Origin of the sequence: Catenibacterium faecis, assembly GCF_014306455.1 — a bacterium.
Classification (GTDB): domain Bacteria; phylum Bacillota_I; class Bacilli_A; order Erysipelotrichales; family Coprobacillaceae; genus Catenibacterium; species Catenibacterium mitsuoka_A.
This window is the reverse complement of sequence record NZ_JACRWG010000058.1, coordinates 1-14,137: the sequence shown is the minus strand read 5'-3', so window position 1 is coordinate 14,137 and position 14,137 is coordinate 1. Positions and strand designations below refer to the sequence as shown.

At 34.2% G+C, this 14,137-nt stretch carries 16 protein-coding genes; 3 read left to right on the top strand and 13 right to left on the bottom strand.

The window, feature by feature from the left end; genetic code table 11:
- Window positions 1–136: 136 nt before the first annotated feature.
- From H8909_RS10885 to H8909_RS10865, 5 genes are all read right to left on the bottom strand, one after another.
- Window positions 137–685 carry a hypothetical protein gene (locus H8909_RS10885; RefSeq protein WP_187012855.1) on the bottom strand — a complete coding sequence of 183 codons (549 nt, stop codon included), beginning with the start codon at window positions 683–685 and terminating at the stop codon, window positions 137–139.
- Window positions 686–694: 9 nt separating this feature from the next.
- A complete protein-coding gene (locus tag H8909_RS10880) occupies window positions 695–1,723 on the bottom strand; it encodes a helix-turn-helix transcriptional regulator (RefSeq protein ID WP_187012854.1) in 1,029 nt (342 codons plus the stop codon).
- Entirely contained in the window at window positions 1,687–2,307 is a 621-nt protein-coding gene (locus H8909_RS10875) for a hypothetical protein (protein ID WP_187012853.1), read from the bottom strand. The genes H8909_RS10880 and H8909_RS10875 overlap by 37 nt, the downstream gene beginning before the upstream one ends.
- Before the next feature lie 112 nt (window positions 2,308–2,419).
- Window positions 2,420–3,316, bottom strand: a complete 897-nt coding sequence (locus tag H8909_RS10870; protein ID WP_187012852.1) for a hypothetical protein — start codon at window positions 3,314–3,316, stop codon at window positions 2,420–2,422.
- Between the two features lie 48 nt (window positions 3,317–3,364).
- Window positions 3,365–4,225, bottom strand: coding sequence for a DegV family protein (locus H8909_RS10865; protein WP_187012851.1), 861 nt, complete (start codon window positions 4,223–4,225; stop codon window positions 3,365–3,367).
- Window positions 4,226–4,320: 95 nt separating this feature from the next.
- On the opposite strand from H8909_RS10865, the gene H8909_RS10860 reads away from it, so the two are divergent.
- From H8909_RS10860 to H8909_RS10850, 3 genes are read left to right on the top strand one after another with little or no spacing between them, the layout of a single operon-like run.
- The gene (locus H8909_RS10860; RefSeq protein ID WP_055233047.1) at window positions 4,321–4,917 is read left to right on the top strand and encodes an IMPACT family protein; all 597 of its coding nucleotides are present in this window, start codon (window positions 4,321–4,323) and stop codon (window positions 4,915–4,917) included.
- Window positions 4,918–4,919: 2 nt separating this feature from the next.
- On the top strand, window positions 4,920–5,474 hold the full coding sequence (locus H8909_RS10855; protein ID WP_117459484.1) for a manganese efflux pump MntP: 555 nt from the start codon (window positions 4,920–4,922) through the stop codon (window positions 5,472–5,474).
- A 59-nt stretch (window positions 5,475–5,533) separates the two neighbouring features.
- Entirely contained in the window at window positions 5,534–5,977 is a 444-nt protein-coding gene (locus tag H8909_RS10850) for a dUTP diphosphatase (protein WP_187012850.1), read from the top strand.
- Between the two features lie 229 nt (window positions 5,978–6,206).
- Here the strand turns inward: H8909_RS10850 and H8909_RS10845 are convergent, their stop codons facing one another.
- From H8909_RS10845 to H8909_RS10810, 8 genes are all read right to left on the bottom strand, one after another.
- Complete coding sequence (locus H8909_RS10845; protein ID WP_187012849.1) at window positions 6,207–7,463, bottom strand: aromatic acid exporter family protein; 1,257 nt, start codon at window positions 7,461–7,463, stop codon at window positions 6,207–6,209.
- A 2-nt stretch (window positions 7,464–7,465) separates the two neighbouring features.
- Window positions 7,466–8,257 (bottom strand): DUF4866 domain-containing protein, encoded by a 792-nt coding sequence (locus H8909_RS10840; protein WP_238928276.1) that lies wholly within the window; start codon window positions 8,255–8,257, stop codon window positions 7,466–7,468.
- A 114-nt stretch (window positions 8,258–8,371) separates the two neighbouring features.
- Window positions 8,372–8,881 carry a hypothetical protein gene (locus tag H8909_RS10835; protein ID WP_230310078.1) on the bottom strand — a complete coding sequence of 170 codons (510 nt, stop codon included), beginning with the start codon at window positions 8,879–8,881 and terminating at the stop codon, window positions 8,372–8,374.
- A gap of 16 nt (window positions 8,882–8,897) precedes the next feature.
- Window positions 8,898–9,665, bottom strand: coding sequence for a DUF4430 domain-containing protein (locus tag H8909_RS10830; protein WP_187012847.1), 768 nt, complete (start codon window positions 9,663–9,665; stop codon window positions 8,898–8,900).
- A complete protein-coding gene (locus H8909_RS10825; protein ID WP_187012846.1) occupies window positions 9,665–10,783 on the bottom strand; it encodes a prenyltransferase/squalene oxidase repeat-containing protein in 1,119 nt (372 codons plus the stop codon). The genes H8909_RS10830 and H8909_RS10825 overlap by 1 nt, the downstream gene beginning before the upstream one ends.
- Before the next feature lie 2 nt (window positions 10,784–10,785).
- Window positions 10,786–13,158, bottom strand: coding sequence for a homocysteine S-methyltransferase family protein (locus H8909_RS10820; protein ID WP_187012845.1), 2,373 nt, complete (start codon window positions 13,156–13,158; stop codon window positions 10,786–10,788).
- Window positions 13,158–13,805 carry a vitamin B12 dependent-methionine synthase activation domain-containing protein gene (locus H8909_RS10815; protein ID WP_187012844.1) on the bottom strand — a complete coding sequence of 216 codons (648 nt, stop codon included), beginning with the start codon at window positions 13,803–13,805 and terminating at the stop codon, window positions 13,158–13,160. Before H8909_RS10815 ends, H8909_RS10820 begins: the two co-directional genes overlap by 1 nt.
- Complete coding sequence (locus H8909_RS10810; RefSeq protein WP_238928275.1) at window positions 13,802–14,032, bottom strand: methylenetetrahydrofolate reductase; 231 nt, start codon at window positions 14,030–14,032, stop codon at window positions 13,802–13,804. Before H8909_RS10810 ends, H8909_RS10815 begins: the two co-directional genes overlap by 4 nt.
- Window positions 14,033–14,137: the final 105 nt, after the last annotated feature.

Here is a 14,137-nt window from a genome sequence, read left to right as displayed (position 1 = left end):
ACTGATTCACTGCCATCTAAGTATCTTCTACATATTTCAATTTTTTGTTCTTTTGAAAACTTACTTTTTCTTCCCATAAGAAAACCTCCTCAGCAAACAGTGCTTTTAATTATTTGCACTGTCTACTGGGAGGTCATCATATCAAAATGTCTAAGTCTTTTATTATGTCTTCAGATTCCACAAACTCAGGATCCATATGTGTCAAAAAATGCCACTCATCTGAACTTCTATATAAGATGGCTTCGCCATCTTCAGAACCAAAATAAGTTCTCTCTACCTCATATCCTTTAGATTCTAAGTATTGTTTAACACATCTATAGTTATACTCTCTTTTCTCTATGTAGTCCTTAAGTTCATCATTAGGAATAGAATAAGCATCCACTCTTGTAGATCCTTCAATCATTCCATCTCCTGGTATAGATAAGTCCACTATCTCATTCCAATAAATATCTACTCTTCCATCACCAGTAAACATATATGTAGTAAAAGGTACAATATGACCATTATATTCTAGTTCTACATAATCAGGTACAGTAGTAGGATCAAAGTACTCATACTCAAACCCTTCAATGTCTTCATACTGATATCCAGTTAATTGAGATATAAGCTTTCTACCTTCCTCTATTGAGCCAAATAAGCCAACATTGGTACTTAACTCACCTTGACATAATTGTAATATATACATAGTTATCACCTATTTTTTATAGTAGCTTAAGTTCTCTTCTAATCCATCTGTAATAGCTCCTTTAAGCTTCTCTGGACCTACCACAATAATCATTGGACCAAACTGTCTAATCCAGTTCATTAAACCTGTATTAAAGATAATTCCTTCAACACGTGTTTCATACCATTGATGATCATTCTCTATTGGCGCAATAGTTTTGTTAATGGTAATATCTTTTCCTAAACGTGATACAACTTCTCTAATAAGTACACCATCAAACTTAATATGTAGTGTAATTTCATCACCATCAAAGAAACTATTCATTGACTTCGCAAGTGATTGTTTCAATGATTCACTCATTTTTTCCTCATCATCAAAATCAAAATAATATGTACGGCTCTTATCTAGCTTTCTAATACGATCAATACGGAATGTAGTCAATGAGTCCTTATGCTTATTATAATAAGCACGTAAATAATAATGACCATCCACAATCACTGTATTATAAGGACTCACATTATAATATTCATGATTAATACCTGCATTACCCTTAGTAGAATATGTTTCTACAGGATGTCCATCCCTAATAGAATAGTCTACATACTGGAAACGTATATCCTTCTTATTACGTATTGCAGAAGTAATAATCTTTAGATTTTTACTTAGAGAATAAACACCTTCATCATCATCTTCTAATTCTGGTACAATGAGATAATCCTTCTGTTTAGCAGGTGAAAGTTTTAAAAGCTTATTAACTATTTCTCTTTTATCATTATTTGTGAGATCTTGACGATAATTCACCATATCAATAAGTAATTGTATCTGTGCTTCATCAAAATAACCTGTTTCAATCATATAACCAAAACGTCTCACTGCTTTGATTATTTCTTTTCCAAACATTAAAGATGTAAATACATTGATCTGTTTAATCACTGCATATACAGCTTTTAAACCAATATCATAACCTTTTTCTTCTAATTGACGCTGTATATCTTCTGCACTGATGCATTCCTCTGAATTCATCAATAATGAGAAGACAGCCCACATTTTTTCTCCCATCTTATGCCTCCTGATACCTGATAAGATACCTTTTTACTATAATGATCCACAAGCTGGAAATAACCAATTAAGTCATAAGATGCATAAAGATTTAGAAGTGATTCATCTGGTTCCTCAACACAATTCTCTAAGTATTCATAAGCCCCTTCTATATCTTCTTCTACTAAAGAAAAGTAAGCAGCCTGTGCATAAGTAATCACTTCTTTATCTACTAATAAAGAGATAAGTGCAAGATATGAGAAAGGCATCAAATGTCTCACAATACGGTATACATCTAATGGTGATCCATTATGGAGCATATAGTTACATAAATTCTTATTCAATGATTGAATACGAGGATGTTCTCCAAATAAGTATTCAATCATTACGAGATGATTTTCTAAACATTGCATATCATCTATTTCATAGAGTTTCTTTAAGGCTAGACCTAAGTATTTCTTTTGGTGCGCCTTAATATAACCTTCTATTTTCTTCTGACTTCTGCAAGTATCAATAAATGAATCATGATATACATCAATGACATCTAAATAGTCCTTTAATTTATTTAATGAGATTGATGTAATTTCTTTATAACTTTCTAACATATTCTTTCCCTCCTCTTTTTTCTAACACTATTATAGCGAAGAGAAAGAATTTATGCGTTAAAGTTAACGCTGATAACACCTCATTATAGGTGTTTTGATAATTTTCTTTTTATTAATAATCCCATAAGTTCATATCTGGGTAGTTTGTTTCATATAAGAACTGTTCATTCATGACTTTAGTCAATATGGCAGCCCAGAGTATCAATGCATAAAATGAATTATTTAAACATTGTACTGTACCTCCACCATTGACCTTATCTTCATATACATAAAGTTCTTCTTTTTCTGATGGTACATAATCTAGTTCATCTAGATCATCTAATATACCATCATATGGTCGCGTACTCATTTCTTCTATGACATCAATCCACTTCTTATATGCTTCTTCTGTATGATCATATGAGAAGAAACGTATCGCAGCACGCAACTTGTATATAGCTGCATAGACTGCATTGAATGTAAGTTCTGTATAGGGTTTTTCTGTAATAAGCTTAGGTAAGAATATACCTGGCTTAAAAGTCAAATGAATACTAGGTTTTACATCAGTATAATCATGGGTAATACCCACACTCGTACGTACATATTCTCTTGATAATTTTATTAATGCAAGACATACACACATATTCGCATATTTCATATCATCTACTAATGGGAGTGAAAAACCTAAGTCTGCACCATATTGTCTAGAGAAGAAAGGCTTAAAGACAGCTTCTTCATCATATTTATAAGTAACCGCAAAGGTATAGTCTTTAAATGTAATACCATGAGTCTTAAGAGAGTCTCTTAATGCTTCATCATAATCTTCATAGGTATTCTCCAACATATCCTCTACGACTTCACCACTTGTCATAACAGCTTGAAAGCTTAATTCCTGTAAAAGAACTGCTGCTTCTAATCTTTTAGTAATTTCTCCTTTGGTGATACACGTCATATCACCACTTTTCAATAAATAACGCAAGCTTTGTGTAGCTGCACTTGTCTGTACAACCATTTCAAATTCTCTTTGCATATATATACCTCCTTTCTATATAAAAAAAGCAGATTCATCATCTGCTTCCTACTCTGCGAGATTTTTGATGAATTGGATTCCTACACCACCAATTCCCATATGAGCACCTACAACACTTGGTAACTCTCTCATGGTAACTTGACATGGACCTAATTGTTCTTCAAGATAGTCTCTTACACGCTGAGCTTCTTCAGGTGCAAGAACATCTTCAATCGCAAATGTATAATCTTTCGCATTTGCGCCTCTTTCAACAACACGATCAGCAAGCATCTTACATGCCTTACGTGTTGTTCTTACTTTGCCTAAAGTATCAATTTTACCACCTAATTCACTATTCAATTCCATAACTGGAACAAGCTTCAACATATTGCCAAGCATTGCGACTGCAGGCGTAATACGCCCACCCTTTTTAAGGTGATTCAAGTTTGGTGTAAAAATAATTGTACCTGAATGCTTAACCATATCTTCAAGCTTTTCTTTAATTTCAGAAACAGACTGACCCTTTTCTACTAGTTTTCGTGCTGCTTCAACAAGCTTCTTTTGAACATGTGCTGTTCCTTGAGAATCGATTAAAGTAATAGGCATTTCTACTGTATCAGCTGCAACCTGCATACCATTTAATGTAGATGATAAACCAGTTGCGATAGGAATCCCAATTAACTCATCATAACCATCTCTTTTTGCATCTTCCATCGCCTTCATTAATGAACCAGTCGAAGGTTGAGATGTTGTATACATATCATCTGTTTCCTTCATCTGATTAAATACATCAAGACTTGTGATTTCTAATTGATCTAAATATGTCTGACTACCATGACCAATACATAATGGTGCAATATAAATACCTTCATGCTCTCCATTAATATCAATCTGACAGCCACTGTCTGCAATAATCGCTATTTTACTCATTTTTAATACCCCATCAGTGATAATTCACTATGTACATTATAGTTTATTTCTTTTTATTTTACAACTTTTACGCTATAATACGAACGGGTGAAACTATGAGATCAATCAAAGAAACAACGACAAATACAATCATTATTAAGAAATCAGAGTTCATTACAACTCTTATTCCATGTAATGATGAAAAAGAAATAAAAGACTTAATAGAACTCTATTCTAAAGATGATGCAACACATAACTGTGTTGCTTATCGAGTAGGTCCTTTAGAAAAAGCAGATGATGATGGAGAACCATCAGGTACTGCAGGACTTCCTATGTTGAATGTATTACAGAGACAAAAAATAGATAATGTAATTGCGATTGTAACACGTTATTTTGGTGGCATTAAACTAGGGGCTGGAGGATTAACTCGTGCTTATACTAATAGTGTTGCAGATGCATTAAAAGAAGCAGAAATAGTCGATAAAGAACTTGTTAAACTATATCGTATTAGTGTTGACTATCACTTCAGCCGTAAGGTATCTTATTTAATACAATCTAAGAATCTATTATTAATGAATACTGAGTATGATGAAAAAGTTCATTATGATGTTTATTTAAGAGATACATCATTCTTAGATGAACTCAATGAACTGACTGCATCCAATATGCATTATGAGGTTGTAAAGGAAGATTATATTCCTGTTGAGGTATAAAGATGTCTAGTATAGAAATATTACTTATTGGTATTGGGTTATCCATGGATGCTTTTGCGGTGTCTGTATGTAAAGGATTATCTGTAAAGAAGTTATCTATTAATAATATATTGTTATGTGGTGTATGGTTTGGTGGATTCCAGGCATTGATGCCATTTGTTGGTTATTGTCTAGGTTCCACATTGAGTGGTTTAGTGGATTCTATTGACCACTGGATTGCATTTATACTACTCGCATTTATTGGAATCAATATGATTAAAGAATCATTTGAAGAAGAGAAACAGAATGATGACTTCTCATGGAAGACAATGTTGATGCTTGCTATTGCGACTGCCATTGATGCACTTGCGGTAGGTGTTACGTTCTCTTTTGAATCAATCAATATCTTCATGGCTATTTCTATTATTGGTTTAACGACATTTATTATTGCATCAGCTGGTGTATATATAGGTCATATATTTGGGAATAAATATCAACAGAAAGCACAGATCACTGGTGGTATTATTCTTATTCTCATAGGTGTTAAGATTTTAATAGAAGGTTTAGGAATTATTTAAGAGAATCTACGTGATTCTCTTTTTTAATTGACTATAATAGTATATAAGAGGTGATTTAAATGAATGAATTATCAAAATTATATCAGTTAGTATTAAACAGAGAATTAGATATTCCTAAAGGTCATATTCTAGATATTAAGAAGATTGACCATAAACTTCTTGCATTTATGCAATGTGTGTATAATACAGGAGAACTAGGACATGTTTATACATTCTGGGATAAAGATACTCAGGTTGATCAAAATGCTCTTTTAGACACTTATATTGAAGGTATGCGCTTATTAATGAGTATTGCGTATGACTTACAGATTGATGAAATCAAGAATCATGAAGAAATGCCTGAAAAGAGCAGCTCTGTTAATTTACTCTTTAAAGTCAATCAGGACATTCTAGATTTAAGAAATGGTTATAGTCCTATTAAGTTACAGGATGCTTTGGATGATTACTTCCATTTTGGTTTTTCTTTAGGTATCACATTTGATGATATGTTGGAAGGATTGTAAAAAAACATAATAAATACATAGAGAATACATACGAATTACACAACTTACATGTATATTATAAGCATGAAAGAGGTGATTCTTATGATCTATATTATTCTAACTATTATTGCAGTATTACTAAGTACTTTAATCATGGGAGTTGCAAATAAGTATACAAATAAAAAAATCCATGATATTGATCATGAATTGAATATACATTGAGACTCCCCCATTACGAAAAGAAGGCAGCTTATTGTGGCTGTCTTCTTTTCATTTGAATTCCTTCATATTCGTTATGAATACTTTTTACGATACTATTGAAATCATTATCAGGTACAATAACGTCACATATAGCATCAGATGAACCATATACAATACTTTCTTTAATATCTAACTTTTCTTTTAATCTTTCCAGCATATTTTCTGGAGTGGCTTCATAAGAAAGAATCTTAAGTAAGCACATGCCTTCAAAATAATCTTCTTCTACAAAATAACGCAATTGTTTATGTAATCCTAAATCTATCAGGTCATCTATAATATCATAGATAATCTCTTTTGTATTAAGAATACTTATATAAAGAGGTTGATATGAGTGTGTAGGCATACCAAAGATGTAATTACGATAAGGGGATTGACGCATCATATCATAATAGTCCATTTGTTCGGACTGGTCGAAACTATTATAATATGTCAATAATACATCGTCTTTGAGAACGTGATAAAAGTAATTAAGATGTTTATCATCTAATAATTGAGTGATCTTTGTACCTAATGTTTGTGATAATGGGTAGGTACAAAGTAATTCATTTTTTGGTACGTCATACAAAATTGCGCCATCTAATGCGATCACTGGGAGATGCAATTTAAGATGTTCAATTTCTGCCTGCATGGATGCAGGTGTTCTTTTTGTGATAATTGTAAATAAAGCACCATCATCTACTATTTTATTCAATTGAGTCTTATTGAAGTCATTTAACTGCTGGTGTGCTGTTTGTTCCATATCATCAAGTTCAGCTACAAAGAGAACATCATTTCTTCTTTTAACTGGTAGATGTAATGTACAAACAAGATAACCTACACCAACACCAATACATGTATCTAAGACACGATAGAATAAAAATGCGTAAGGTGAAATACCAGCATGGGGAATCACTGCAACACTTAAATAAGCCACACAGGCCATAAATGCCATATGCTGTACTTTAAATAAGACTGTCAAATAAATAGTCAACATAATAAATAATGCATTAAGTAAATCCCATGCGAGATCAATATGGATGAAAGGCTGTAAAAACATGACAATAGCTCCTGTAATAGCCCCTATAAGTGTGCCGAGGGCTCTTACAAGTGCCTGGTTCTTTTCATTCTCTTTATCTGGCTGAATACAGATAATTGTGGTTATAAGGACATAGAAAGGTGATCTCTGTACACCAAAGAGAGTGAATAATACCATGATGATGAAGACAGCAATACTTGTTTTAATAATACGTAATCCGATTCTAGGCATAATTACAACTCCAAACTATCATTACCGGCTTCAGCCATCATTTTTTCTCTACAAGATAGAACTAATCCATCAATGATTTCCATATGTTCAACCATCTGTCTTCTAAACAAATGTGTAGGAAGCAATATCGCAATTTCATCATAGTCTTTATCATTCTTCTCTCCTGTTTCCTGTCCATAATAGACACGAGCAAGAGGTGCTTCTTTTTGAATACTGAAGAATGTATCCCAGATGATTGCATAAACCTGCGCAGGTGTAAGATGAAGCTTCTTAGTATCAGGAAGTGCATAAAGAAGTAAGATGCCTCTGACTGCATCTGTCTTTCTCTGGTCTACTGAACCGTCATGTTTATAATAACGTTCTATATCATAGCCATCAGCCAGATAAACAAGGGAACGGGGAACAGGCTGATGTTGTGAAAGGATACTTTTAAATCGTCTCATCGTATGGTGTGAGACGTCCTTTCCTTCTAACAGGTCTCCAGAAGGTGATGTAAGTAATACTGGATTTTCTCCTGCTTTGCCATGAAATGTTTGAGGAATCAAATATGCATCACGTAATAAATCAAACATAGATTTACCACATATAGCGAGTAATAATGCACTAATATCCTGATTTGAATAACTATCTAGAACGACTTTTGAAAAGGTCTCATTGTTTAATTCTTCTGATCCCTGAAAGTCTTCTAGACTTGAATTGAATGTTTCTCTTAGTCTTGCACAAGCTTCTTTACTTGCGAGTATTTTGTGAAATATGTTCTCTACTTCTTGAACACGTGGAAATAATGGTGTCATAGTTTTAACCTCCATCCACTTGTGATTATAGACTTTCTATATCATATGTAAAATGTATCTTTCAGATATTGATGATATGTTTATTACATGACAAAAAAAGTGATTCATGATGAATCACTTGTAATAGTCTTTTGTATATTGAGACATTTCCTGTTTAAATAAACGCATAAGTATAGGTGCACAAAGTAAATAAAAGACAAAATTACCTACTGCATGGAATGTATCAAATAAGAGCCCCTGGGCATAATAGATACCAAACCAGACAGGACCACCAATAATTAATTGTTCGAGTGAGACAACAAAACCAAAAACATAACCCATTAAAAAGGCATAGAGAGCCATAAGAAGTAATGGGGGTTCTTTGTTTATTTTCTTATAGAAGTCACTGATACATTGAGTGAATAAACAGATGACTACCCATGAGAGAATCTGAAAGATTGTCCATGTCCCCATACCTAGAATCATATTGGATGCAATAGTTGTTACTACTGTGAGTTTTATTCCAAATGATAAACCAAATAAGAGTACAGATATAATAATGATAGATGTAACAGGTTTAAAATTAGGAAGTGCCTGTAAGGCTACTCTAGAGGCAATATTGACTGCAGAGAGAATACCTATCAAACATATTTCTCTTGTCTTATTGTTCAGCGTTGACATAATACCAGATGACTTGATCTCCTGCTTTTAACCTATAAGCTCCTGCCCCAATATTTGGTGGTGTACCATTCACTTTATACATCCATCCAGAACTTGGCCCATGATCAAATTCTTTTAATCCATCTATACCTGATACATAAACAGTAGAACCAAACCCTTTTGTAGAGATACTCTTACCATTTTGTTTTGCAAGTTCTCTTAATACACTATAAGCTGTAGAAGAACTATTCACTTCTATATTCCCCTGCATCATTATGCTATTTACTCCAATCACCTGTACTGAAACAGTTTGTTTTATAGGTGTTTCCTGTTTAGGTGGTTCTACTTGTTGAGGAGCAGAGGTTTCTTGTTTACTAGAAGAATTGTTTGTTTCTGTCTTCTTTGTATCTTGTTTACTAGAAGAAGATTTTGTTTCTATTTTCTTTGTTTCCTGCTTCTTAGCCTCTTGTTTACTAGAAGAGGATTTTGCCTCTTTTTTCTTTGTTTCCTGCTTCTTAGTCTCTTGTTTACTAGAAGAATCAGATGATTTTGTATCAGTCTTCTTCGATTCTTCTTGTGACTCTATTTGTTTTGTCTCTTCTTTTTTAGAAATATCTTTCTTCTTTATGCTACTTTTTACTTCATTACTAATAGTAGGCTGAGACTGGAATTGTCCAGTTATACCACGATAAGCTGTAAAGCCAAATATAAAGACAAAAGCGATTGCGACAAAGGCAATCGCTAATTGTTTAGTTGTGAATTTCTTCATTATTTCTTTTTACTTTTGATTACTAATACGATCACACCAACAGCTGCGATAGCTGCAACTACATATGCCATCACATTTGTGTTATCACCTGTATTAACCACTTTTACTGTTTCCTTCTTTGGTTCAGTTGTAGTTGTTTCTGGCTTTACAGCTGGTGTAGTTGTACCAGGTGTAGTAGGTGTACTAGGTTTTGTAGGTGTTTCAGGTTCAGTCACTACTGGTGTAGTAGTATTTGTATAGTCTCTTCTAGCTCTTAATACAAAGCTTCCGTTATTGATTACACCAAGTGCTCTTGCGCCTTCTACTGATGCATAAGCATTAGGTTCTAACTGACTTGTACTATAATTTAAAGCATTGAATGTACCATCTTCATTCTGATAAGAAAGTAAATAGTTATATGCATTTGTATCTAATGTATAACCTGCAGTAGATAACCCTTCTAATACGCAAGACTGAGTATCCGCATTTCCACCCCAGCCAATATCATAAGAACCATCTGCACTATTTAACTTAGACTGTACAAAAGTATATGCTTTTGAGATAGCTGCATCATAAGTAGAACGTCCTGCAACACTTAATGCTTCCATAGCCCATCCAGTTGTATCTAGATCTGCATTTGGTCCCTTATATTCATACCAGTAAGCACCATTGTCCATAGCCATAGTAGATAACTTATCTGCAACAACTTTTACCTTAGGTGAGTTTACTGTTTCTAAAGCCATTAATGTCCAAATAGTAGCCCCACATCCACCATTTACATCATTTGTAAGAGTACCATCTTCCTGTACTCTATTTTCTAAGATTTCTACTAAGTTAGTCTTACTGAAATCTTTTGGATTTTCACCTAATAAAGAAATTGCGATAATAGACTTAGCTAAATCACCATAAGAAGCAGTAACATAATCTGTTTCCTTGAAGTTATTCAATAAAGCATCAGCCTTATAATCAGCTTCCATACCTGTAGCTTCATACGCAATAACTGCATCAGGACTATCTAAAGTAATAGTCTTTAAATAATTTTGTGATTTTATTAATGCATCATCATTCGCAAAAGCTGCTGAGAATGATAACGCAAATGTTAAAGCGATAGAAGTTAATACTGTAAATATTTTTTTCATTCTTATTCTCCTCCAAATACTTTATCCGCAAAACGCACTGTTTCCATTGCGTCTTTCGCATAACAATCTGCACCGATACGATCTGCATATTCCTGAGTCATAACGGCTCCACCTACAACTGTAAGTGTATCAGGCTTCTTTTCCTTCAACAGTTTAATAGTATCTTCCATACTCACTACTGTTGTTGTCATTAAAGCACTGAGTCCTACTAGTTTTACATCTTCTTTTATTGCAGCATCCACAATTTGTTCAGGTGGTACATCTTTACCAAGATCAATGACATCATAGCCATAGTTTTCTAACATAACCTTCACGATATTCTTTCCAATATCATGAATATCACCCTTAACTGTCGCAATGATGATTTTTCCTTTCATTTCTCTTGGTTTACCTGCCATAGAGTCTTTAATGACCGCAAATGCAGCCTTCGCTGCTTCAGCACTCATTAATAACTGAGGTAGGAAGATAGTGCCTTTTTCAAAGCCTTTCCCTACTTCATCAAGGGCAGGAATTAATTCTTCATTAATAATTTCTAGTCCTTCTTTAGTTTCAAGCTGTTTTTGAGTGGCTTTACCTGCATTTTCACTCATACCACGCTTGATACTTTCATATAAAGACATATCAACCGCTTCACTCTTTACAGGAACTGGTGCACTATTTCCATAGGCGCTAATATATTCTGTAAAGTTTGTATCAAGCCCACTTAAGGCAAGATAGGCACGATATGATTTCATCATTGCTTCTGATGAAGGATTGATGATTGCACAGCTAAGTCCTGACTGCATTGCCATAGTAAAGAAGTTCGCATTAATGATTGGTCTTTGTGGAAGACCAAAAGAGATATTAGAGACACCTAAAATAGAATGTCCATGTAATTCATCTCTAATAATACGTAATGTTTCTAATGTCGCAATGGCAGAAGTAGGATCTGATGAAATAGTCATAGCGAGTCCATCGATTACGATGTCCTTAGGTTCAATACCATATTTACTTGCTTCTTTATAGATTTTCTTCGCAATACGAATACGATCTGCCGCATTATCTGGAATGCCTGCTTCATCTAAGGCAAGTCCTACAACCACACCACCATATTTCTTTACTAATGGGAAAACAGCATCCATGGATTCCTGTTTACCATTAACTGAGTTAATCATAGCCTTACCGTTATAGTGTCTTAAGGCTGCTTCTAAGGCAATTGGATCTGATGTATCAATCTGTAATGGCAATGCAATGACAGACTGCAACTTTTTCATGACTTCTACCATCATCTTAGGTTCATCAATTTCTGGTAGACCTACATTGACATCTAGAATATGTGCCCCTGCATCTTCCTGTTTTAAACCTTCAGATAAGATATAGTTAATATCTCCATCACGTAAGGCCTGCTTGAATTTCTTCTTACCAGTTGGGTTAATACGTTCCCCAATAATAACTGGTTTAGGACCTATTTCTACAGCCTGCGAGAAAGAAGTCACAACAGAGATATTCTTCTTTACAGGTGGTTCAATAGGCAGGTCTTTCACTAATGCAATTGTTTTTGAGAGATATTCTGGTGTAGTCCCACAACATCCTCCAAGTACATGCACATTCAATGAGGCAATCTCTTTCATCTCTGATGCGAATTCATCTGCATTCATATCATAATATGTATGACCTTCATCATCAGTCTGAGGTAAACCAGCATTAGGTGTCACAATAATAGGTGTAGAAGAAACTTTAATCATTCTTTCTACAAAAGGTTTAATTTGTGTTGGACCTAATGAACAGTTAATACCCAATGCATCAACATGTAACCCTTCAAGTAAGGCAACAACCGATTCAGGTGTACCACCTGTCAACATCTTACCTTTTTCATCAAATACAACAGTTGCACATACTGGTAAATGCGAATGTTCCTTAGCAGCTAGTACTGCAGCTTTTAATTCATAGCTATCCTGCATTGTTTCAATAAGGATGACATCAGCCCCCGCTTTAGTTCCATATTCAATGACTTCAGCATAAATATCTACAGCATCATCAAATGATAAATCTCCTAGTGGCTCTAAGAGTTTACCAGTAGGACCTAAATCAAGCGCAATCAGAGCATCAGTGCGTCCTGTAAGTTCTCTTGCCTTTTTCGCATGTTCTACTGCTTTGGTAACTATTTCTTCTAGATTATCTGGATATTTTAATCTATTGGCACCAAATGTATTGGTGTTGATGATATCACATCCAGCTTCTAGATAACCTTTATTTAGTTCTATAATCTTTTCTGGATGAATGATATTCCATGTTTCAGGTAATTCACCAGCCTGTAAACCCCAGCTTTGAAGTACTGAACCAGTACCACCATCCCAGAATAACCATTCTTTTGTCAGTCTTTCTTTAAATCCCATTACTTGACCCTCCTGAATTCACATTGTGCAGGACAATTGGCACAATCCTTCGTATGACGAGGCTGTGCATGATGTGTAATACCAATGATCGCCGTCACTGATTTGGATGGGACCATTAAGAGACTTTCTAATAAACTGATACCAATCTTATCCATCTGTAATATACGCATAAAATCTTTCTGATGATCTAATGCAAGATCTCCATAACCAGGCGAAAAGCGTGGCTTTAAGAATTCATTATTCTTATATGCCTCCTGATTAAGTTCTTCATTCACTTCATCACAATAAGCTTCTATCATAGCAGCTCCTGCTGCCTGATAGATCACTGCATCACTCATCTTAGTAAGTTCTGTACGTTTAATCAAACGATCGACTTCTATACCTATAGTAGCCGCAAAGAGATAAACTGCATGACAGCCTTTTAAGTTATTCTCTAAGTTTTTACTATGTATCATCATATCACCAATTGTGATTGTATGATTTTCTATTGTGAGAGGTAGTCTTTTCACAATATGACGTGGTACAGCTGTTTTTTGTAGTACTTCTATACAACGATCAAGTGCGACATTGATTTCAGTAAGATCACCTTCTACAGATTGACGGTATCCTAAGTATCCTAAAGCTTCTTTACGATTGATTTCTATCATTTAAGAATCTCCGAAATATTGTTCATGATGCCTTCGGCGATGTCTGGTTTATTCATTGTATAAACATGGATATGTTTTACACCATTCGCAATTAAATCAATAATCTGTTCAGATGCATAAATAATACCAGCCTGCTTCATGATTTCGGGATTATCACCAAATGCATCCACCATCATCTTAAAATGATAAGGAATAATAGATGTACCTGACATCTTGTTAAACCGCAAACTCTACCCATAATATAAACTAATAAAACCGCAAATTAAATTAATAAACAGGTGGAAAATGTGCCTTTTATGACGGCATAATCTTCCACCTGTTTTTGTGATCTG

Coding starts and splice junctions, on each gene's coding strand:
- H8909_RS10885 (WP_187012855.1), bottom strand. CDS start 685: ATGTATATATTACAATTATGTCAAGGTGAGTTAAGTACCAATGTTGGC.
- H8909_RS10880 (WP_187012854.1), bottom strand. CDS start 1,723: ATGGGAGAAAAAATGTGGGCTGTCTTCTCATTATTGATGAATTCAGAG.
- H8909_RS10875 (WP_187012853.1), bottom strand. CDS start 2,307: ATGTTAGAAAGTTATAAAGAAATTACATCAATCTCATTAAATAAATTA.
- H8909_RS10870 (WP_187012852.1), bottom strand. CDS start 3,316: ATGCAAAGAGAATTTGAAATGGTTGTACAGACAAGTGCAGCTACACAA.
- H8909_RS10865 (WP_187012851.1), bottom strand. CDS start 4,225: ATGAGTAAAATAGCGATTATTGCAGACAGTGGCTGTCAGATTGATATT.
- H8909_RS10860 (WP_055233047.1), top strand. CDS start 4,321: ATGAGATCAATCAAAGAAACAACGACAAATACAATCATTATTAAGAAA.
- H8909_RS10855 (WP_117459484.1), top strand. CDS start 4,920: ATGTCTAGTATAGAAATATTACTTATTGGTATTGGGTTATCCATGGAT.
- H8909_RS10850 (WP_187012850.1), top strand. CDS start 5,534: ATGAATGAATTATCAAAATTATATCAGTTAGTATTAAACAGAGAATTA.
- H8909_RS10845 (WP_187012849.1), bottom strand. CDS start 7,463: ATGCCTAGAATCGGATTACGTATTATTAAAACAAGTATTGCTGTCTTC.
- H8909_RS10840 (WP_238928276.1), bottom strand. CDS start 8,257: ATGACACCATTATTTCCACGTGTTCAAGAAGTAGAGAACATATTTCAC.
- H8909_RS10830 (WP_187012847.1), bottom strand. CDS start 9,665: ATGAAGAAATTCACAACTAAACAATTAGCGATTGCCTTTGTCGCAATC.
- H8909_RS10825 (WP_187012846.1), bottom strand. CDS start 10,783: ATGAAAAAAATATTTACAGTATTAACTTCTATCGCTTTAACATTTGCG.
- H8909_RS10820 (WP_187012845.1), bottom strand. CDS start 13,158: ATGGGATTTAAAGAAAGACTGACAAAAGAATGGTTATTCTGGGATGGT.
- H8909_RS10815 (WP_187012844.1), bottom strand. CDS start 13,805: ATGATAGAAATCAATCGTAAAGAAGCTTTAGGATACTTAGGATACCGT.